This is a genomic window from Saccharopolyspora erythraea (genome assembly GCF_018141105.1).
Lineage (GTDB): Bacteria > Actinomycetota > Actinomycetes > Mycobacteriales > Pseudonocardiaceae > Saccharopolyspora_D > Saccharopolyspora_D erythraea_A.
Window position 1 is genome coordinate 4,253,432 of sequence record NZ_CP054839.1, and the last position, 19,273, is coordinate 4,272,704.

General features: G+C 72.1%; 19 protein-coding genes. 10 read left to right on the top strand and 9 right to left on the bottom strand.

Translation table 11 applies throughout. The features are described from left to right. Positions 1-162: 162 nt before the first annotated feature. Positions 163-1,641 carry an aldehyde dehydrogenase family protein gene (locus HUO13_RS19080; RefSeq protein WP_249123864.1) on the top strand — a complete coding sequence of 493 codons (1,479 nt, stop codon included), beginning with the start codon at positions 163-165 and terminating at the stop codon, positions 1,639-1,641. Positions 1,642-1,941: 300 nt separating this feature from the next. Beyond that, positions 1,942-2,502 carry an NADPH-dependent FMN reductase gene (gene ssuE, locus HUO13_RS19085; protein ID WP_211896493.1) on the top strand — a complete coding sequence of 187 codons (561 nt, stop codon included), beginning with the start codon at positions 1,942-1,944 and terminating at the stop codon, positions 2,500-2,502. Between the two features lie 56 nt (positions 2,503-2,558). On the opposite strand, the gene HUO13_RS19090 is transcribed toward ssuE, so the two are convergent. Further along, positions 2,559-3,476 carry an ABC transporter substrate-binding protein gene (locus HUO13_RS19090; RefSeq protein WP_211896494.1) on the bottom strand — a complete coding sequence of 306 codons (918 nt, stop codon included), beginning with the start codon at positions 3,474-3,476 and terminating at the stop codon, positions 2,559-2,561. 565 nt (positions 3,477-4,041) lie between these two features. On the opposite strand from HUO13_RS19090, the gene HUO13_RS19095 reads away from it, so the two are divergent. From HUO13_RS19095 to HUO13_RS19105, 3 genes are read left to right on the top strand one after another with little or no spacing between them, the layout of a single operon-like run. Next, the gene (locus HUO13_RS19095; RefSeq protein ID WP_211896495.1) at positions 4,042-4,989 is read left to right on the top strand and encodes an amino acid ABC transporter permease; all 948 of its coding nucleotides are present in this window, start codon (positions 4,042-4,044) and stop codon (positions 4,987-4,989) included. Then, positions 4,989-5,756, top strand: a complete 768-nt coding sequence (locus HUO13_RS19100; RefSeq protein ID WP_282973752.1) for an amino acid ABC transporter ATP-binding protein — start codon at positions 4,989-4,991, stop codon at positions 5,754-5,756. The genes HUO13_RS19095 and HUO13_RS19100 overlap by 1 nt, the downstream gene beginning before the upstream one ends. After that, a complete protein-coding gene (locus HUO13_RS19105; protein ID WP_211896496.1) occupies positions 5,753-7,660 on the top strand; it encodes an FAD/NAD(P)-binding protein in 1,908 nt (635 codons plus the stop codon). The genes HUO13_RS19100 and HUO13_RS19105 overlap by 4 nt, the downstream gene beginning before the upstream one ends. A gap of 72 nt (positions 7,661-7,732) precedes the next feature. Here the strand turns inward: HUO13_RS19105 and HUO13_RS19110 are convergent, their stop codons facing one another. From HUO13_RS19110 to HUO13_RS19125, 5 genes are all read right to left on the bottom strand, one after another. Further along, positions 7,733-8,758, bottom strand: a complete 1,026-nt coding sequence (locus HUO13_RS19110; protein WP_211896497.1) for an ABC transporter substrate-binding protein — start codon at positions 8,756-8,758, stop codon at positions 7,733-7,735. Continuing rightward, on the bottom strand, positions 8,745-9,470 hold the full coding sequence (locus tag HUO13_RS19115) for an ABC transporter ATP-binding protein (RefSeq protein ID WP_432757756.1): 726 nt from the start codon (positions 9,468-9,470) through the stop codon (positions 8,745-8,747). The genes HUO13_RS19110 and HUO13_RS19115 overlap by 14 nt, the downstream gene beginning before the upstream one ends. Next, entirely contained in the window at positions 9,443-10,153 is a 711-nt protein-coding gene (locus HUO13_RS19120; RefSeq protein WP_211896498.1) for an ABC transporter permease, read from the bottom strand. The genes HUO13_RS19115 and HUO13_RS19120 overlap by 28 nt, the downstream gene beginning before the upstream one ends. Positions 10,154-10,407: 254 nt before the next feature. Continuing rightward, entirely contained in the window at positions 10,408-10,497 is a 90-nt protein-coding gene (locus tag HUO13_RS38375) for a putative leader peptide (protein WP_432757757.1), read from the bottom strand. A gap of 89 nt (positions 10,498-10,586) precedes the next feature. Further along, complete coding sequence (locus HUO13_RS19125; protein ID WP_211896499.1) at positions 10,587-11,129, bottom strand: NADPH-dependent FMN reductase; 543 nt, start codon at positions 11,127-11,129, stop codon at positions 10,587-10,589. A gap of 574 nt (positions 11,130-11,703) precedes the next feature. On the opposite strand from HUO13_RS19125, the gene HUO13_RS19130 reads away from it, so the two are divergent. Further along, entirely contained in the window at positions 11,704-12,327 is a 624-nt protein-coding gene (locus HUO13_RS19130) for a winged helix-turn-helix domain-containing protein (protein ID WP_211896500.1), read from the top strand. Positions 12,328-12,414: 87 nt separating this feature from the next. On the opposite strand, the gene HUO13_RS19135 is transcribed toward HUO13_RS19130, so the two are convergent. Both HUO13_RS19135 and HUO13_RS19140 read right to left on the bottom strand, forming a co-directional pair. Next, positions 12,415-13,305 carry a diacylglycerol/lipid kinase family protein gene (locus tag HUO13_RS19135; protein ID WP_211896501.1) on the bottom strand — a complete coding sequence of 297 codons (891 nt, stop codon included), beginning with the start codon at positions 13,303-13,305 and terminating at the stop codon, positions 12,415-12,417. Position 13,306: 1 nt separating this feature from the next. Then, complete coding sequence (locus tag HUO13_RS19140) at positions 13,307-14,872, bottom strand: FAD-binding oxidoreductase (protein WP_432757861.1); 1,566 nt, start codon at positions 14,870-14,872, stop codon at positions 13,307-13,309. An 80-nt stretch (positions 14,873-14,952) separates the two neighbouring features. Between HUO13_RS19140 and HUO13_RS19145 the strand changes: the two genes are divergently transcribed. Then, positions 14,953-15,579, top strand: coding sequence for a TetR/AcrR family transcriptional regulator (locus HUO13_RS19145; protein WP_211896502.1), 627 nt, complete (start codon positions 14,953-14,955; stop codon positions 15,577-15,579). Then, a complete protein-coding gene (locus HUO13_RS19150; RefSeq protein ID WP_211896503.1) occupies positions 15,576-17,114 on the top strand; it encodes a glycerol-3-phosphate dehydrogenase/oxidase in 1,539 nt (512 codons plus the stop codon). The genes HUO13_RS19145 and HUO13_RS19150 overlap by 4 nt, the downstream gene beginning before the upstream one ends. Positions 17,115-17,184: 70 nt before the next feature. Here the strand turns inward: HUO13_RS19150 and HUO13_RS19155 are convergent, their stop codons facing one another. Beyond that, the gene (locus tag HUO13_RS19155; RefSeq protein ID WP_211896504.1) at positions 17,185-17,673 is read right to left on the bottom strand and encodes an ATP-binding protein; all 489 of its coding nucleotides are present in this window, start codon (positions 17,671-17,673) and stop codon (positions 17,185-17,187) included. Positions 17,674-17,891: 218 nt separating this feature from the next. Here HUO13_RS19155 and HUO13_RS19160 point away from each other — a divergent pair, with 218 nt between their 5' ends. After that, positions 17,892-18,092, top strand: a complete 201-nt coding sequence (locus HUO13_RS19160; RefSeq protein ID WP_211903417.1) for a hypothetical protein — start codon at positions 17,892-17,894, stop codon at positions 18,090-18,092. Positions 18,093-18,364: 272 nt separating this feature from the next. Then, positions 18,365-19,258: an MBL fold metallo-hydrolase gene (locus tag HUO13_RS19165; protein ID WP_211896505.1), complete on the top strand. Its 894-nt coding sequence runs from the start codon at positions 18,365-18,367 to the stop codon at positions 19,256-19,258. Positions 19,259-19,273: the final 15 nt, after the last annotated feature.

Genomic DNA, 19,273 nt, shown 5'->3' on the forward strand with positions numbered 1-19,273 from the left:
GGCTTGCGTAGTGGGGCGCCTGGCGTCCCACACCGCAAGCGGCTCGGCGGCTTGTCAAACAGAACTACCTCGCGTCCGGCGATCAAGATCGGCTCTCCCCTGGAACCGCGGCCCGCAGGATGACATCGTGCAGGGGACGTTTCTGGTGTGAGGAGTGCCCACGTGACCGAGCTGCTGCCGTCCCCCGCCCGTCCGGCCGAGGTGAGCGCTCTGATCGGCGCCGACCGCCTGGCGGGGCAGGGCTGGATCGACGACGTGGACCCGTCGCGCGGTGCGGTCGTCGCGAGGCTGGCGAGGTGTGGTGCGGCCGAGGTCGCCACCGCGGTCGCGACCGCCCGGGAGACGTTCCGGCGGCAGTGGCGCCGCAGGCCGGCGTCGGAGCGGGGCTCGCTTTTGCGTGCCGTGGCCGACCGAATCCGGGCGGAGGCCGAGGATCTGGCGGTCCAGGAGAGCACCGAGACCGGCAAGCCGCTGCGCCAGGGCCGGGCCGACGTCGCCGCCGCGGCCAGGTACTTCGAGTTCTACGGTTCGGTCGTGGAGGCCCTGCACGGCGAGATCGTTCCGCAGGTCGGCGACAACCAGGTGTTCGTGCACCGCGAACCGCACGGTGTCACCGGGCACATCGTGCCCTGGAACTACCCGCTGCAGATCACCGCGCGCTCGGCCGCGGCGTCGCTGGCCGCCGGGAACTGCTGCGTGATCAAGCCCGCGGAGGAGGCGTCGCTCGGAGCCGTCCGGCTTGCCGAGATCGCGTTGGAGGCCGGAGTGCCCGCCGGCTGCTTCAACGTGGTGACCGGTCTCGGCGAGGAGGCCGGCGCGGCGCTGGCCGCGGCCCCGGTCGACCACCTGGCGTTCACCGGCTCGGTCGAGGTGGGGCGGCTGGTGGCGGCCGCGGCGGGCCGCAACCTGGTGCCGACGACCATGGAGCTCGGCGGCAAGAGCCCCAACATCGTCTTCGACGACGCCGACCTGGAGCTGGCGCTGCCCACCATCGTCAACTCGATCGTGCAGAACGGCGGGCAGACGTGTTCGGCGGGCTCGCGGCTGCTGGTGCACCGCGACGTGCACCGGCGTGTGGTCGACGGGATCGCCGAGCGCTTCCGGGCGTTGCGGCTGGGCCCGGCGCTGGAGGACCCGGACCTCGGGCCGCTGATCTCGGCCGCCCAGCGGGAGCGCGTGGCGGGGCTGGTCGGCGACGGCGCGGGGGACGGCAGGCTGGTCACCGGCGGCCGGGCGGCGGAGGGTCCCGGCCTGGACGACGGGTACTTCTTCGAGCCGACGCTGGTCGACGACGTGGCCCCGGACTCGCTGCTCGCCCGGGAGGAGATCTTCGGTCCGGTGCTGGCCGTGACCCCGTTCGACGACCTCGACGAGGCGGTGCGCATCGCCAACGGCACCGACTTCGGCCTGGTTGCCGCGGTGTGGACCCGCAACGTCGGCCGGGCGCACTGGATCTCCCGCGAACTGGACGCGGGGCAGGTCTTCGTCAACACCTATGGCGCGGGCGGCGGCGTGGAGCTGCCCTTCGGCGGGGTCAAGAACTCCGGATTCGGCCGGGAGAAGGGCTTCGAGGGGCTGCTCGCCTACACGCGGACCAAGACGGTGGCCGTGCGGTCAGTCGCCGACGACGACATCGGATGATCCTGTTAGGACGAACGCCGCGGGTGCCGTCCGGCTCGTGGGACGCCCCTCGGTCGTGTTGACACCGTTTCCCCGCGCTGGTGACGATGGGAGCGTGATGACTTCCGCTCTTTGCACCAGGCGCAGGTACGTGGACCAGCTCCGCGTGTCGAGCCAGGCGTGTCGCGACTGACCTGAACCCGGCCGCCGCGCGACGTGGCGGCGCGGTCCCCGCGACGACCACGCGCGTTCGCCGGTGCGCTGACATCGCGCGGTCGTCCGCGGGACCGCGGCGAACTTCAGCGAATCAGAGGAGCACGCGTGTCCAACGTCCTGATCATCTCGGGGAGCCCTTCCGCGACGTCCAAGACCGAACGGGTCGGCGACCACCTCGCGCGCCGCCTGGCGGGCGGGGGCATCGCCGCCGAACACCTGCGCCTGCGCCGGCTCCCGCCCCGGCCGCTGCTGTCGGCCGACGCCGCCGACCCCGACGTGGCCGCCGCGGTGGCGCAGGTCGAGCGGGCGGACGGGATCATCCTGGCCACACCGACCTACAAGGCGGCCTACTCGGGTCTGCTGAAGGTGTTCCTGGACCTGCTGCCGCAGTTCGGTTTCGCGGGCAAGGCGGTGCTGCCGCTGGCCACCGGCGGCAGCGTCGCGCACGTGCTGGCGCTGGACTACGGACTGCGCCCGGTGGTGCAGTCGCTGGGGCCCCGCCACGTCGTGCAGAGCTTCTTCCTGCTCGACAAGCACATCCTCGGCCTCGACGAGGAACTGTCCCTGCACGCCGACAGCGCGGCGCCGCTGGAGGACGTGCTCGCGCAGTTCCGCAAGGCGCTGGACGGCGTGCCGCACGAGACCGTGCTGGGCCGCTCGGCCTGAACTCCGCGGACCATCGGAGCAGCGGCCGGGGCGCTCGCCCCGGCCGCTGCTCCGTTTCACGTGATCTCGGGTGGACTGGTTCGGGACTCCGGGATCGCCGACGAGGCGGTGCCCCACTTGTCCAGGATGCGCTTGTAGGAGCCGTCCTGGATCAGCTTGTTCACCGCCGCCTGCAACGCAGGGGCCAGCGGTGAAGCCTTACGCACCGCGAACCCGACGTCGAGGCGGCGGAACTCGTTGAGGAACTTCAGGTTCGGCTGCTGGGCGACGCCGTAGCGCAGACCGTTGATGGTGCTCATCAGCACGTCGACCTTGCCCTGGTTGAGCGCCGAGTACAGCGCGCTCTGCTCAGAGAACACCTGCACCTGGTACTCGGGCCGGCCGCTTCGGGCGCAGCGGTCGCGCTGCGCGTTGAGCGTGGCCTCGAACGTGGTTCCCGCCGACGTGCCGACCGTTCGGCCGCACAGCTGGGTCACGTCGGTGACCGGCGGCAGGTCGCTGTCCCGGCGGACGGCGAACCCCTGGCCGTCGTTGATGTAGGTGACGAAGTCGATGGTCTTCTTGCGTTCCTCGGTGACCCCGAAGTTGCCGGTGCCGACCTCGTACTTGCCGCTGCCGAGCGCGGGCAGGACCGCCTCGAACGCCGCGGCCTCGCGTTCGACCCGCACGCCCAGGACCCCTGCGACGGCATCGGCGATGTCGATGTCCTGGCCGACGGCGGTGCCGTCGTCCTCGGCGTGGAACGCCCCCGGCGGCGAGCCGCCGATCGACGAGCCGAAGCGGATCACGCCGCTGCGCCGGGTCTCCTCGGGCAGCAGCGCCGCGATCGATTCGTCCTTCTGGATCGCCGAGACAACGTCGGTGTGGACGTCCAGGCCCGGCGCGGTCGCCGGCGCCGTGCCGCAGGCGCCTGCCAGCAGTGCGGTCAGGCCGAGCGCGGCGGTGAGTGTTGCTGGTCGGTGCCAGGTCCTCATCGGAGTTTCTTCCTCGATTGTGCGGTGGAACGGCTCAGGAAGCGGTGACGGAGGGGCGCAGACATGACGCCTCGAAGTCCACAGTGCCCGGTCGTGGTGCTCGCCTTCGGTGGAAATCTTTGGTGGCGCCGATTCCCAGGAACTCAAACAGGCATGACGTCGCCTGTCGCGGACGGCGTCCGCTGGGCAGGATGCGGTGGTGCGGCGGGAGGGAGCAGAACGGGCGTCGGCCGGCCGGCGCTCGGCGCGCAGCGCCGGGCGTCTGAGGGATGGCCGGGGCCAGCGGTGCGGTCAGCGACTACAGGAAGCCGACCACACGAGCCCCAGGTCGATGTGGGGCCGCGTCACCAAGCGGGGCTGGTACGTCACGGTTCGAGGATTCCGCGCGCGGCCGGGGCGGTCAACGGCGGCCACCCCTTGGGACGGCCCACGTGCGGCGGCTTGACCGGGCGGTGCGCGGGGTTATCGTCGATCACGAGGCCGGTGGTGGCTCGACCGCGTTGAGGGACGTGGTCGACGGCGGCGGGTGCCGTCCGTCCCTTTCCCTTCCCGCGAGTAGGAAACCATGACCCGTTCCCATCTGCGGGCGGTCGACGATGTCGGTGTTCCCGACGTCGTGACCGCACCGCCGAAAGTCGTACCGCTGCGCCACCGCGCGCGGTGGGTGGCCGCCGCCGTCGTGCTGGTGCTCCTGGCGCTGCTGGTCCGGTCGGTGCTGACGAACCCGAACTTCCAGTGGCAGGTCGTCTGCGCGTACTTCACCACGCCCGCCGTGCTGCACGGGCTGCTGATGACCCTGTGGCTCACGGCCGTGACGATGGTCCTCGGCTTCCTGCTGGGCACCGCGCTGGCCGTGATGCGGCTGTCGGGCAACCCGGTGCTGGCAGGGTTGAGCTGGGGCTACGTGTGGCTGTTCCGATCGATCCCGCTACTGGTGCAGTTGCTGTTCTGGTTCAACATCGGCGCGCTGTACCCGGTTCTGGGCGTGGCGCCGTTCACCGTCTCCACCGTCAACCTGATCGGCGGGACGACCACCGCGATCATCGGCCTGGTGCTGCACGAGGCCGCCTACGCAGCCGAGATCGTGCGCGGCGGCATCCTCTCGGTCGACGTGGGGCAGACCGAGGCCGCGCAGGCGCTGGGAATGCGCAAGTCGCGCGTGCTGCGCCGGATCGTGCTCCCGCAGGCCATGCGGGCCATCATCCCGCCGTCGGGCAACCTGCTGGTCGGCACGCTCAAGGGCACCTCGATCGTCAGCGTCATCGCGGTGCACGACCTGCTCTACTCGGTGCAGATCATCTACAACCGCAACTACCTGGTCATCCCGCTGCTGCTGGTGGCGTGCATCTGGTACCTCGTCGTCACGACGGTGCTCACCACCGGCCAGTACTACGTCGAGCGGCACTACGCGCGCGGCGCCGAACGCCGTCTGCCACCGACGCCGGTGCGGCGACTGCGCTCCGCGTGGCGGGATCTCGCCGCACGCGCCGCGAGGCAGGGAGGAACCGCCTGATGGGGACTTCGGCGATGGTGCGCGTGCGCGACCTGCACAAGAGCTTCGGCGCGACACCGGTGCTGCGCGGGGTTTCGCTGGAGGTGGCCGAGGGGGAGGTCACCTGCGTGATCGGTCCGTCCGGTTCCGGCAAGAGCACCCTGCTGCGGTGCGTGAACCACCTGGAGAAGATCGACGCAGGCACCGTCGAGGTCGACGGGGCGCTGGTCGGTTACCGCGAATCCGGCGGCAGGCTCCACGAACTGCCGGACCGGGCGATAGCCCGGCAGCGCGCCGAGATCGGCATGGTCTTCCAGGACTTCAACCTGTTCGCCCACATGACCGTGCTGGAGAACCTGGTCGAGGCTCCGATCGGGGTGCGCGGTCTGTCCAGGAAGGACGCGGTCGAGCGCGCTCGCGACGTGTTGCGGCTCGTGGGGCTGCCCGACCGCGCGGACTCCTACCCGAGGCAGCTCTCGGGCGGCCAGCAGCAGCGCGTCGCGATCGCACGCGCGCTGGCGATGCGGCCGAAGGTGCTGCTGTTCGACGAGCCGACCAGCGCGCTGGACCCGGAGCTGGTGGGGGAGGTGCTGTCGGTGATGGAGGAGCTGGCCGCCGGCGGCCTGACGATGCTGGTGGTGACCCACGAGATGGGTTTCGCGCGGGAAGCCGCCGACTCGGTGGTGTTCATGGACGCGGGCCGGGTGGTCGAGAGGGGCTCGCCTGCCTCGGTGCTGGGCGCCCCGCGCGAGCGGCGGACCCGCGAGTTCCTGGACCGGGTGCTGTGAGCGCCCGCCTGGTGATCGTCGGGGCGGGCCCGCGCGGTGCGGGCCTGCTGGAGCGCATCGGTGCAGGCGCCCCGGAGCTGTTCACGACCGGGGAGCTGACCGTGCACCTGGTGGACCCGCATCCGCCGGGCGCCGGGCGGCTGTGGCGGGCCGACCAGTCGGAGCTGCTGTGGATGAACTCGATGGCCGAGGACGTCACGATGTTCCTGGATTCCTCGGTGCGGTGCGAGGGCCCGGTCCGCGGCGGTCCGTCGTTGAGCGAGTGGGCCCGCGAGGCCGTCGAGCTGGAGGTGGCGGGATCGCCGGGACCGCTGGACGATCTGCCGGAGCGGATCGCCGGACAGGTCCGAGCCATGACCGGGCGGACCTTCGCGGGCCGTCAGGTGCAGAGCGCCTACCTGTCCTGGTTCTTCGACCGCGTGGTCTCGTCGCTGCCGGCCAACGTGTCGGTGCGGGTGCACGAGGACGACGTGGTGGACCTGGAAGACCTGCCCGGCGGGCGACAGCGGGTGCGGCTGGCCGAGGGCGCGGACCTGGTCGCCGACATCGTCGTGCTGGCGATGGGGCACACGGACGCCGAACCCGGCGGCGAACACGCGCGGCTTCGCGACTTCGCCCGCGGCCACGGCCTGTTCTACCTCGCTCCCGAGTACTCCGCCGATGCCGACCTCGACCGGTTGCCGCCGGGGGAGGACGTGATCATGCGGGGTTTCGGGCTGGCGTTCGTGGACCTCATGGTGCTGCTCACCGAAGGTCGCGGCGGGCGGTACCGGCGGTCGCGGGACGGCACGCTGACCTACCTGCCGTCGGGGCAGGAACCGAGGATCCACGTCGGTTCCCGCCGGGGCGTGCCCTACCGCTCGAAGATCGGCTACGGCCTGCAGGGGCCGCGTCCCCGCTATCCGCGGTTCTTCGGGCCCGAGCAGATCGACCGGCTGCCGCGCGGTGCGGACTTCGGTCGCGACGTGTGGCCGCTGATCGAGAAGGAGCTCGGCTGGGGCCACTATCACGAGCTGTTCACCGCGCACCCCGACCGCGCAACCACGAGCTGGGAGGAGTTCTCCGAGCGCTACGCGCGGCTCCCGCCGGGGTCCCCGGAACTCGCGGCGCTGGTGACCGACGCGGTGCCCAAGCCGGAGGACCGGCTCGACGTGCCGGCGCTCGATCGGCCGCTGGCGGGCCGGTCCTTCAGCGGCCGGGAGGAGTTGCAGGCGGCCGTGCGGGAGCACATCACCGCCGACCTGGCTCGCAGTGACGATCCGCGCCACAGCGCGGACCTCGGCGTCTTCCTGGCGCTGCTCTCGGTCTACGGTCAGCTTCCGGCCGTCTTCGACAAGCTCGGAGCGCGCTCGCACGTGCGGCAGCTCGACGGCTGGTTCTACGGCTTCTTCAACTACTTCGCCAGCGGGCCGCCCGGCCCGCGCCTGCGGCAGCTGCTCGCCCTGTCGCGAGCGGGGGTGGTGTCGTTCGTCGGGGCCGGCATGTGGGTGCGGGCAGTCGACGGGGAGTTCGAGGCGGGCGGTGCGAGCACCGGCGACGTGGTGCGCGCCCGCGCGCTGGTCGAGGCGAAGCTTCCCGCGCCGACCATGCGGCGCAGCCGCAACGCGTTGCTCCGTGGCCTGCTCGAACGAGGGGCGGCGGTGGAGGAAACGCTGGTGGAGGGCGATTTCCGGCACGTGACAGGACGACTGCTGGTGACTCAGGAGTCGGCGAGGGTGCTGAACCGCGAGGGCCGGGCGCATCCCCGCCGCTACGCGCTCGGCACCTACACCAGCGGCCGGGCGATGGCGGCCTTCGCGCGTCCGCACACGAACTCGCCGGGCTTCCGGAAGAACGACGCCGTGGCACGCGAAATCCTGCGCTCCTTGGCCGAAGTGGAGCAGACGCACCGGGCGTGCGCCTGACTCACGCGCGGGAACGCGGCTCGGCCTTCGTGCACCGGCGAAGGCCGAGCCGCGACGTCCTGCGAGCCGCCGCTACCGGACCGCCACGACTTGGGCGTCGAAGCGCCGGTCCACGAAATCCTCGAAACGGATGCGCCCCGGCAGCACCCGGGCGTCGGCGAGGGCGTCGGCCAGCCGCTGCTCGGAGTCCACCAGCGCCTGGTCCATCGGGACGGGGAGCTGGTTCTTGCGGTCGGCGGCGCGCCTGGTCACGTCGATCGGCAGCCCCGTCTCCGCCGTCCACGTGCGGGCGCGGTCCTCGGGATGGGCGTCGTTGTGGACCTGCGCCCGCGCCAGCCGGGTGACGAAGTCGGCGATCGCGGCGTTCTTGCCCGCGTCGCCCAGCGCCCCGATGCTCGCGGCCTGGAACCCGTAGCCGTTCGCGGTGCCCTCACCGGTGGCGAGAACCCGTGCGCCGGCCTCGATCTCCGCCTGCGCCGTGTAGGGGTCCCACACCGCCCACGCGTCGATCTGCTTCTGCGTGAACGCCGAGTACGCCTCCGACGGTTGCAGGAACGACAACCGCACGTCGCCGAGCCCGAGCCCGGCGCGGGCCAGCGTGTAGAGGATCTGGCCGTGCGCCGAGCTCCCCTTGGCCACACCGATGGTCTTGCCGCGCAGCTCGGTGACGGCGCGCAGCGGCGAGTCCGGCGGAACGAGGATGGCATCGCCGGCCGGGTCGGCCTTGCTGGCCGAGACCAGCGAGAGCCGGGCGTTGGCGGCCGCGGCGAACAGCGGCGGGGTGTTCCCGACGCTGCCGACGTCGACCGCCCCTGCCGACACCGCCTCCAGCAATGGCGGTCCGGACGTGAAAGTCGACCACTCGATCCGGTAGGGGACGTCATCGAGGAGTCCGGCGGCCGCGAGCTGCGACCGCGAGCCGCCCTTCTGGTCGCCCACCTTCAGCACGACCTTGGACAGCGCGTCCGCGCTGACCGGTGGCGGCACCGGTGCCTTCGCGGGCGCGGTCGTCGCGCTGCCGCAGGCGGAACCCACGACGAGCACGCCGAGCAGCGCGGCCGTCCGGACCAGCCCGCGCAATCCCCTACGCCGCACCATGTTCCACCACTCCCAGATCTCGCATGATGTTGCCGCGCAGCGCTGCCAGGTCGCTCTGCGCCCGTGGCCGGTTCCTGGGCGGAACGTGCTCGGCGGTGATCCGTCCGTCGGCGAGCACGAGGACGCGGTCGGCCAGCGCCAGCGCCTCGTCGATGTCGTGGGTCACCAGCAGCACCGACGGACCGTGGTCGCGCCACAGCCGCTCGACCAGCTCGTGCATCGAAAGCCTCGTGAGCGCGTCGAGTGCGCCGAAGGGTTCGTCCAGCAGCAGCAGGTCCGGTTCCCGGACCAGGGCACGGGCCAGCGAGACCCGCTGGGCTTCGCCGCCGGAGAGCGTCAGTGGCCAGGCGTCCTCCCGGTCACCGAGACCCACCTCGCGCAGGGCACGACGCGCGATCTCGCGGCGGTCGGCGGCCCGCAGCCCGAGGAACACGTTCTCGGCGACCGAGCGCCACGGCAGCAGCCGCGGCTCCTGGAAGGCCACCGACACCGCCTCCGGGACGTCGAGCTCGCCCTCGACGTCGCGGTCGAGCCCGGCCAGGATTCGTAGCAGCGTCGACTTGCCCGATCCGCTCCGGCCGAGCAGAGCGACGAACTCACCGGGCGCGAAGTCCAGGTCGAGGCCGTCGAGCACCCTGCGTCCGTCGAAGCTCTTGACCAGGCCGCGCACCGAGACCGCGCGGCTCACGCCGCCTTCGTGTTGACCCGCCACCGCAGGGTCCTCCTTTCCAGCAGGCGCACCAGCGCGTCGGTCAGCAGACCCAGCGCGGCGTAGATGACCAGGCCCACGACGATGATGTCGGTGCGCAGGAACTCCCTGGCGTTGTTGATCATGTACCCGATGCCGGCGTCGGCGTTGACCTGCTCGCCGATGATCAGCGACAGCCACGCCACGCCGAGTCCCTGGCGCAGTCCGATCAGCAGGCTGGGCAGCGTCGCGGGCAGCACGACGTGGCGGATGCGCTGCGCGTGGTTGAAGCCAAGCACGGAGGTCGCCTCCAGCAGCTTGGGGTCCACACCCCGGATGGCGCCGTGGACGTTGAGGTACAGCGGGAAGGTCACGCCGAGCGCGACCAGGGCGATCTTGGGCGTCTCGCCGATGCCGAACCACAGGATGAACAGCGGTACGAGCCCGAGGTGGGGCAGTGTGCGCAGCATCTGCACCGGCGGGTCGAGCAGGTCGTCGCCCCAGCGGGAGAGACCGGCCAGCAGGCCCGCCGCGACACCCACCGCGATCCCGATGACCAGCCCGGAGGCCACGCGGCTCAGCGACACCAGCAGGTTGGGGCCGAGCTCGCCGGTGACCGCCAGCTCCCACGCCGAACGCAGGATGACGTCCGGGGCGGCGAGCTTGTCCGGCGGCAGCAGGCCGGTGCCGCTGGCGATCTGCCACATTACGACCAGTGCGACGGGGCTGAGCCATCGTCGCAGCCTCGGCCTTCTTCGGCGCGGTGTCGGCGGTGCGGTCGCGGACGCGGGCTGCCGGTCGTCGCGAGTGGGCACCTCGGCGGGTGCGGCGGTGATGGACACGATGAACCTCCGGGAACTGGTGCTTCCGTGGACAGATACGGGTATGCCCAGGCGAAAAGCCGTTTTGACACGGCGAAAAATGAGACTGCTGCCGATGCGGCAGCGCGATCAGGGGTTGCTCAGCGGAGCGGACAGAGGGCGCTGGCCTGGCGGAGCAGGTCGACGTGCCTGCGCCGGACGAGCGTGTTCCGGGCACCCATGCCGAGCATGCTTGCAAGGGCCCCACAACGTGTCAACGCCGCGGAAACACCGTCCCACGTGATGAACGGACCTTCGTCCACAGTGGTATGAGCGTGTTTCACGCGGGGGCGGCGAGTGACGTGGGCTGCGCCAGGACGTCGCCGAGTGCGCGGACGCTCGACGCGAGGCTTTCGGCCGCACTGGACGCCAACTCCTCGCGGCCGTCGATCCAGTGGTCGTAGAGGAAGCAGACCGGGAGCGCGTCGCGCGCGGACTGCTCGACGAGCATCCTGGTCCGGATGTGCTCCAGGCCGACGGCGTGTCCGCGCACCGCGCCGACGCCGACGAGCTGAACGGTCGCACGGGAGAACGCGTGGTCGGGCAGGAGCCCGAGCCATTCGCGCAACACGGGACTGCCGCCGGGCTGGTAGCAGGGAACCACGAACGCGAGCACGTCCGCGGTGCTCACCAGCCGCCGGCTCCGCCGGATTGCCGGGTGGTCGCACGACGCGGTGAGCAGCGCGGACTGCGGGAGGTCGCGCAGGTTGAGCACTTCCGCCGGGTGCCCGGACGTCAGGAGGCAACGATGGAGCGTACCGGTGACGGCCTCGAGTCGGGAGCCTGCGGCCGGGCTGCTGGAGACGATGACGGCAGAGGACATGGCGGTTCGGCTTCTCCACTGGCGATCCCTCCGGCCGGCGCCCGGCGAACCGGGTGCTCGGGGAGGTCGTGCTGGAAACACAGCGGGGCGTCTGCCGCTCGGCCGGCGCGGTGCGGGAGCGGCCAGGTCAGGACCGACAGCGGCCGCCGGCCACGCGGACGTGGTCCACATGGCGCCGGCGGGTGAGTAGCGCTCCGGAGGCCATGGCGGCAGTAGAGCACCGGTCCGGTGACCGGTCAACGCGGGCCTGTCGACGGGTCCCACTTGGTGGGCCGCTTTGACGGTTCCGTGTCGCGCTGGTTACATCGGGTTCATGACTTCGGGAGCGAGGCTCGTGCGCCGTGCACACGTGGACCTGTTGCGGGTCGCCTCCTCCGCTTGTTGACGCTCCCGCCACCTCCACCGTCCGACCGGCATTCCACGGCGGTCGCGCGTCCATTTCGGACAGTTGTCCGCTGACGCCGCAGGCGATCCGCAGGACGTCATCGGCCGAACCCCGGCCTCTTCGGAAGTTCCACGAGAACCGGTGCGCCGTGCCGGTCGCGGCGCGGCAGACAGATCGGAGAACCGTGTCATGAGCGTCGATTCCCCGGACGACCCGTGGGGTGCCGACCCCGCCCGCGCGCACCCGCCGGACACCGCGGTGCTGGAAGTGGTCGCCCGCGTGGTGGTGCAGCGCCACGCCATCGACGAGGTGGGCGCCTACGTCACCCGTGAGCTGCGCGCGCTGGCGGAGAAACCCGCCAACCCGAACGTGCGCATCCACTGGGAGGACGCCGGTGTCCCGGAGGCCGGCACCGCGGGTGGGCTCGTCCGGTCGGCAGACGGCCCGAGGCTGCGGATTCTGGTGCCGTCACGAGTCGTGCTGCGCGACGGCGAGCCGCTCACCCTCACCCGACTGGAGTTCGACCTGCTGCTCTTCCTGGCCGAGAACCCCGGCCGGGTGCACCGGCGCGGTTCGCTGCTGCGGCTGGTCTGGGGCATCGAGTCGGCGCTGAGCACCAGGACCGTGGACGTGCACGTCCGCAGGCTGCGCGGCAAGTGCGGTCCGGAACTGGACTTCATCACCACGATCCGGGGCGTCGGCTACCGCTTCGACGGCGCCGACCACGTCGGGATCGACTACGGCACCGAGGATTCGGGCGGGCACCGGTGGCTGGCGGCGGGCAGCAACAACCGGGCGTTGCCCACAGGCTAGGGAATGCTTCTGGAGTGGTTCGCGTAGCGGGGAGGCCGACGCCGTGCCGTCCGTTCGCGATGCAGACGTGGACTACTGTGGAATGTCCTAAGAGGATTGTCGTGGTGTCCCGGGTGCGAGCACGCGCAACGCGGCCGGAAGCACCCGGATCGTGGCTGGTAGCGTGCCGATCTCGTCGCCGTCGGCGCAGAGCGGGATCGGCCGGTCGGCGGCGAGCGCCACCTCCCGGGCGGTGCTGACCTCCACCTCCGGCAGATCGAGGTGGGCGCCGGTCTTCGCCGCGCGCATGAAGGACACGATCCGGTGCAGCGGTCCCTCCCGGACCACCAGGACGTCCAGCAGCCCGTCGTCGAGCCGGGCGGTCGGCACGATCCGCAGGCCGTGCCCGTACGAGCCGGAGTTGCCGACCACCACGGTCTGACCGCGGAGCTCGCGCTTGCGCCCGTCGGCGGTGATCGCATACGTCGCCGGACGCCAGGTGAGCACCGCCCGGATCGGCGCCAGCCGGTAGAGCAGAGCGCCGGGGAGCCACCGGTTGCGGTTGATGACGGCGGTGGCCATCGAGTCGATGCCCGCGTAGACGTTGCCCGGCACCACCACCCCGCCGACCTCCAGGACGTCGATCGCCCGGGTGGTCGCCTCCAGCAGCAGCCGGGCGAGCTCGCGGTCGCCCTCCGGCAGGTCGAGGGTGCGGGCGAGGTCGTTGCCGCGTCCGGCGGGCACGATGCCGAGCGTGCCGCTGCCGGCGACGACGCCGCACGCCGCGTCGCGCACCAGGCCGTCCCCGCCGACCGCAACGACGATCTCGCCGCGGCGCGCGGCCGAGGACGCCAGTGCCACGGCGTGCTCCCGGCTCCGGGTCGGGCACACGGTCACCGCGGCCCCGGCCTCGCGCAGCAGCCGGGCGATCGGCTCCCACCGCTCGGCGGCGCGCCCACCGCCGGAGATGGGGTTGATGAGCGCGGTGTAGGCGCGCACGTCAGGAGATCAGGACGCCGGGGTTGAGGATCCCGGCCGGATCGAAGGTGCTCTTGACCGCGCGCAGCGCCTCGACCGCCAGCGGCCCGATCTCCTCGGCGTAGGTCTCGCGGTGGTCGGTGCCCACGCCGTGGTGGTGGCTGATCGTGGCTCCGGCGGCACGGATCGCCTGGTTCGCCGCCTGTTTCGCCTCGCGCCACTGCGAGACGGGGTCCTCGGCCTGCGCGCAGACCACCGTGAAGTACAGCGACGCGCCGGTCTCGTAGACGTGCGAGATGTGGCAGAGCACCAGCGCGGAGCTCCCCTGCGCCGACAGGGCCGAGGTCAGTGCTTCGGTGACGGCGTTGCGCAACGCGGGAAGCCCGGACCAGAACGTCGCGGTCTCCAGCGTCTCCACGAGCGCACCGGCCGCCAGCAGCGGATCGCGCAGGTAGGGCGCGCGGTAGCGGCCCTCGCGCCACGCCTCTCCGGGGCCGGTGCCCAGCGGCTCGCCCCCGGCCTCGCGCAGCACCCGGGCCACCGCCTCCCGGTCGGCGGAGACGTCGGCGCCCTCGAAACCGACGATCGCCTGGCAACCGCCGGAACCGCCACCCAGCTCGCCGTTCGGGTCGGTCAGGTTGACCGCGGTCTCGGCCTCGTCCGACAGCCGCAGCACGGTGGGCGAGGGGCCGTTCTGGGCCAGCTGCCGCAGCGCGGCGGTCCCGGTGTCGAAGGAGTCGAAGCGCCACCCCTCGTAGACCCGCTCGCGCGGCACGGGGCGCGCCCGCACGGTCACCGACGTGATCACGCCGAGCGCGCCTTCCGAGCCCAGCACGAGCTGCCGCAGGTCCGGTCCGGCGGCCGACTTCGGCGCGCTGCCGAGCTCGACGGTGCCGCGTGGCGTGGCGAGCACGACGCCCACCACCATCTCGTCGAACCGGCCGTAGCCGGCGGAGGACTGCCCGGCCGAGCGGGCGGCGGCGTAGCCGCCGATGCTCGCGCCCTCGTAGGACTGCGGGAAGTGGCCGAGGGTGAAGCCGTGCTCGCCGAGCAGCCGCTCGGCGCGCGGGCCGCGCGCACCGGCCTGCAGGGTCGCGGTGCGCGACACCGGGTCGAGCGCGAGCAGGGCGTCCATCCGCCGCAGGTCCAGCGCGACCACCCCGGCGTAGCCGGTGCGAGCCGGGTTGAGGCCGCCGACGACCGAGGTCCCGCCGCTGTAGGGCACGACGGCGACGCGGTGCTCGGCGCAGGTCCGCAGAACCGCCAGGACCTCCTCGTGCGTGCCCGGGAAGACCACAGCGTCGGGGGCGTCGGAGGCGTCCCCGGACCGAAGACGCAGCAGGTCCGGTGTCGACCAGCCGCGCGTGTGCCCGACGCGGACACCGGGGTCGAGGCTGACGTGCTCGGCGCCGACCGCCGACTCGATCGCCGCGCGGGCCTGCTCGTTCAGCACCACCTCGGGCAGGCGGCTGTCGGCCGGTCGCACCGGCTCGGGCGACGGGCTCGCGCCGAGGTGGGCGAGCGCGGCGCCGGCCGCGTCGGGCAGCGCGACCGCGCGCTCGGGGTCGCCCCACAGGTAGGGGTGCATTTCCACGACGGGGAGATCTGACTCGGTCAACGCAGCCTCGCGATGTCGGTGCCGGGCGAAAACGTGATACACATTTACACATGATGTCGCAGCATCGCAACGCTCGATCCGATCTTGCCGCCTCCGGCGAGTTCCGGTCGGCCAACGCGATTCCCGAACACCGCATCCTCGACGCCGCGTACGAGTTGCTGCTGGCCATCGGGTTGCGGCGGATGACGATGGCCGACATCGCCCGCCGCGCCGAGGTCTCCCGGGCGACCCTCTACCGGCGCTGGCCGAACGTCCGCTCGGTCGTCGGCACGCTGATGACCCGCGAATGGGGCGCGCTGGGCACCGCGGCGTTCGAGGCGCCGCGCACGTCGGCCAGGCAGGGGCTCGTCGACGGCATCGTGCACATCGCGGGCACGATCCGGGCCAACCCCATGCTGCGCAGGATCATCGAGCTGGACCCCGACTTCCTGCTGCCGTACCTGCTGCAACGGCGAGGGGCCAGCACCGATCAGCAGCTGGCCATGATGGAGCTGGCGTTGCGGGAAGGGCAGCAGGACGGTTCGGTCCGCCCCGGCGACGTCACCATGCAGGCCAGGGCGCTGCTGCTCACGGCGTGGTCGTTCGTGCTGACCGGTCCGGTGGTGGCCGGCGAGCTCGAGCTCCCCGCGCTCGACGAGCAGCTGCGCGACATGCTCGACCGGTACCTGCGGCCGTGAGCGGGACGAACGCGGCCGGCGCGTCGCTGAACGCCGAACGCAGGGCCCGCGAGCTCGACGAGCTGGAGCGCCGCACACCGGTCGACGTCCTGGTCGTCGGCGGCGGGGTCACCGGAGCCGGGGTGGCCCTGGACGCGGCGTCGCGGGGACTTTCGGTGGTGCTGGCCGAGAAGCACGACCTTGCCTTCGGCACCAGCCGGTGGAGCTCCAAGCTGGTCCACGGCGGACTCCGCTACCTGGCTTCGGGAAACGTCGCGATCGCGCACGAGAGCGCGGTGGAGCGCGGCATCCTGCTGGGCAGCACCGCGCCGCACCTGGTCCGTCCGATGCCGCAGATCGTGCCGCTGCTACCCGGGGTGAGCAGGGGCGATGCCGCGGTCGTGCGCGCCGGGCTGGCCGCCGGAGACCTGCTGAGGGCCGCGGCCGGAACCTCCCGGCACGCGTTGCCCGCCTCCCGGCGCATCGCCCGAGCCGAGGTCCAGCGCTACGCGCCTGCCGTGCGCACCGAGGGGCTGCGCGGCGGACTGCTGTCCTGGGACGGCCAGCTCCAGGACGACGCCCGGCTGGTCGTCGGCCTCGCGCGCACCGCGGCCGCGCACGGTGCGCGGATCCTCACCCGGTGCGCCGCAGAGGAGGTGACCGGCGGGGGAGCGGTGCTGCGAGACACGCTCACGGGCGCCGCACACCAGGTCGACGCCCGCATCGTCATCAACGCCGCAGGGGTGTGGGCCGGCCGGATCGCCCCGGACATCACGCTGCGGCCCAGCCGGGGAACGCACCTGGTGGTGTCACGGGAGGTTCTGGGCGGGCTCGACGCCGGTCTCACGGTCCCGGTGCCCGGTGAGCGCAACCGCTTCGTGCTCGTCCTGCCGTCCCCGGAGGGCAAGGTCTACATCGGACTGACCGATGAGGACACCGGCGGCGACATCCCCGACGTTCCGGAAGCCTCGTCGGCCGAGGTCGACTTCCTGCTCGACACGGTCGGCTCCGCGTTGCGCGAACCGTTGTCCCGCAAGGACGTTCTCGGCACCTATTCGGGGCTGCGTCCGCTGCTGGACGCGGGCACCGGCCGGACCGCCGACATCTCCCGCAAGCACGCGGTGGTCATCGCGCGGGACGGACTGGTCACGATCGTCGGTGGCAAGCTCACGACCTACCGGCGGATGGCGCAGGACGCCCTCGACGCCGCGCTCGAACGCAGCGGGCGCGCCGCGGCTCCCTGCCGCACCCGGCGGGTACCGCTGGCGGGCGCGGGCACCCCGGCCGAACTCGGGGCGGTGCGTGCTCCGCAGCGCCTCGTGCGGCGCTACGGGACCGAGGCGGCGGCAGTGCTCGCCGAAGCCTGCGGCGACCCCTCGATGCTGGAACCCGTCGGCGACGGCATCGCGCACACCCGTGCCGAGCTGCGGTTCGCGCTGCGCCACGAAGGCGCGCTCGACGAGTCCGACGTGCTGGACAGGCGGACCCGCATCGGCCTGGTCGCTGAGGACCGGCAGCGCGCCCTGCCGGTGGTGCGCGAACTACTCGACCGCTGAGGACGTCGGCCGCCAGCTGTGTCCCTTACCGGTCGCTGCCGGGGCGTACCAACGCCGGCGGCGACCGGGACTACTGCTCGGTGGACCGGTTGAGCCCGGTCAGCAGCCGCGAGATGACCTCGGGGTCGACCTCGGCGGTCTCGTCCTCGCTGACGTACGAGCGCTTCTTCTCACGGCGCGGCAGCGGAACCTCGTTGGCCTTCACGCCGGTGGGCAGGCCGAGCTGGCACCACACCATGCGACGACCGTCGCGCAGGTACTCGACGCCGCTGCGCTGGTAGGCCAGCTGGGGCGCCTCGCCCAGCGGGTCGTCCTCGACCTCGATCACCAGACATTCGCCGGTAAGTCGCAACCGGATCGTGATGAAACCGGGACTGTTCGGGTCGGCGACGTCCACGGCGGCGGTCACGATCTGGTTCGCCACCTCCACGGCCTCCGGCACCAGCGGCCGCAGCGACCACTCGGCGAGGGCGAAGCGCACGAACAGATCAGTGCAGTTCACCGCGCTGGGCACGGCCAGGAGTCGAAGGTCGTCGACCTGTGCGGTTTGCGCGTTCACCGGAGTCCTTCCTTCGTTCCTTCCAAGTGGCCCCCAAGCGTCACCCGAAAGCACTATCTTGCCAATCGGGGTGAGTGTCGCCTCCGAAAGGGTCGATATCAAGATCGTTCTTTCGTTGTGCGCATCCTCATACACAGCACGGTGGCGCGAGCCGCCGGGTCGAGCGGAGGAACCGGGGGAACATTATGCCTGGTGTAGTAACAGTTCTCGGAATCCTCGTGGTCGCCACGTTGATCCTCGTGCGGGCGATCGCGGCCAATAGGCGCCAGAACGGACAAAGCGGAACGGTCCGGCGGCGTGGCGGCCACGTCGCCGGTGGTTTCTACGGAGCCGACGCCGGGTCGAGCTGGGGCGGTGGCTGCGACACCGGCGGTGGGTTCGGTGGCGGCGGCGACGGTGGCGGCGGAGCCGCCTGCTGAGCCGGCGCAGGGTCACGGGGCGGTGAGGCCGTGACCTCCCTGAGCCCAGTCGGGCGCACGGTTGTGCGAGACCGCCGAGCCCGGCGCCCTCGCGGTCGCGGCGGGTGAGATCCTCGAACTCGCCGGCGGACCGATCCGCGAAAGCTACGCGCGAACTTGGCGTGTCCGACCGGCGAACCTCTCCACCGGTCGTAGCAAGGTGGAGGGTTCGCCGGTTGCGAAACCGGTCTCGTTACGATTGGCCCGTCGTCGGCGGACTGGAGGATCGGCACATGTCGGCGGAAACCGTCGTGACACCACTGAGCGCGCACACCACCGCGTACCTGCAACCACCGGGCGGGTGGTTCCGCAACAACGCCGGGTGGTTCGCCGGGGACGACCGCGTCCTGCTGGTCGACACCTGCGCCACGGAGCGCCGCAGCAGGTGGCTCCTGGACGCGGTCGAGCGGGCCGCGCCGGGCAAGCCCGTGTCGGTCGTGCTGACCCACGGGCACGGTGACCACGCCAACGGGGCGCGGCTGGTCGCCGAGTCCGGCGGCGCGGTCCTGGTTTCCCCCGAGACGGACCGCATGGTCTCCTCCGGACCGCACACGTTCCCGTCCGCGTTCGTCTACTCCGGCTGGGGTGACATCCAGCCGCCGCGGGACGTCGAGATCGTCAGCGAGCGCACCACGTTCGACGCAGGCGGGCGCACCGCGGAGGTCGTCCCGGTGCCCACCACCGCGCACACCGGCGGCGACCTCGTCGTCTGGGTGCCCGGAGACGGCGTGCTGTTCTCGGGCGACCTGGTCTTCTCCGGGGTCACGCCGCTGGCCGTCCACGGGCGGATCTCGGGGTGGCTGGAGGCCCTGCGCGCGCTGGAGGACTTCGAGGCACGGCACCTCGTGCCCGGCCACGGCCCGATCACCTCGCCCGCGGAGGCGATCGCCGCGGTGTCGGAGTACCTGCGCTGGCTGCTCGACTCCGTGACCGCGACCGAGCAGCCCGACTTCGCCGCCCTGGAGCGGGAAGGGCGCCTGCGCTGGCCGGACTGGCACGACCAGGAGCGCCACGCAGCCAACCTGCGCGTCGCGCACGCCGAGGTCCACGGCCGCCCGCTCGAGATCGGGCCCGTGATGGCGGCGATGATCGAGTCCGCGGGCGGGCCGATCGCGCTCGACATCTGACCCGCCCGCGGCGAG

What these genes read in the sequence shown, in the direction of transcription:
- HUO13_RS19090 (WP_211896494.1), bottom strand. Translation starts at nt 3,476, where the DNA reads ATGAGGACCTGGCACCGACCAGCAACACTCACCGCCGCGCTCGGCCTG.
- HUO13_RS19095 (WP_211896495.1), top strand. Translation starts at nt 4,042, where the DNA reads ATGACCCGTTCCCATCTGCGGGCGGTCGACGATGTCGGTGTTCCCGAC.
- HUO13_RS19100 (WP_282973752.1), top strand. Translation starts at nt 4,989, where the DNA reads ATGGGGACTTCGGCGATGGTGCGCGTGCGCGACCTGCACAAGAGCTTC.
- HUO13_RS19110 (WP_211896497.1), bottom strand. Translation starts at nt 8,758, where the DNA reads ATGGTGCGGCGTAGGGGATTGCGCGGGCTGGTCCGGACGGCCGCGCTG.
- HUO13_RS19120 (WP_211896498.1), bottom strand. Translation starts at nt 10,153, where the DNA reads ATGTGGCAGATCGCCAGCGGCACCGGCCTGCTGCCGCCGGACAAGCTC.
- HUO13_RS38375 (WP_432757757.1), bottom strand. Translation starts at nt 10,497, where the DNA reads ATGCTCGGCATGGGTGCCCGGAACACGCTCGTCCGGCGCAGGCACGTC.
- HUO13_RS19125 (WP_211896499.1), bottom strand. Translation starts at nt 11,129, where the DNA reads ATGTCCTCTGCCGTCATCGTCTCCAGCAGCCCGGCCGCAGGCTCCCGA.
- HUO13_RS19130 (WP_211896500.1), top strand. Translation starts at nt 11,704, where the DNA reads ATGAGCGTCGATTCCCCGGACGACCCGTGGGGTGCCGACCCCGCCCGC.
- HUO13_RS19140 (WP_432757861.1), bottom strand. Translation starts at nt 14,872, where the DNA reads ATGCACCCCTACCTGTGGGGCGACCCCGAGCGCGCGGTCGCGCTGCCC.
- HUO13_RS19145 (WP_211896502.1), top strand. Translation starts at nt 14,953, where the DNA reads ATGATGTCGCAGCATCGCAACGCTCGATCCGATCTTGCCGCCTCCGGC.
- HUO13_RS19165 (WP_211896505.1), top strand. Translation starts at nt 18,365, where the DNA reads ATGTCGGCGGAAACCGTCGTGACACCACTGAGCGCGCACACCACCGCG.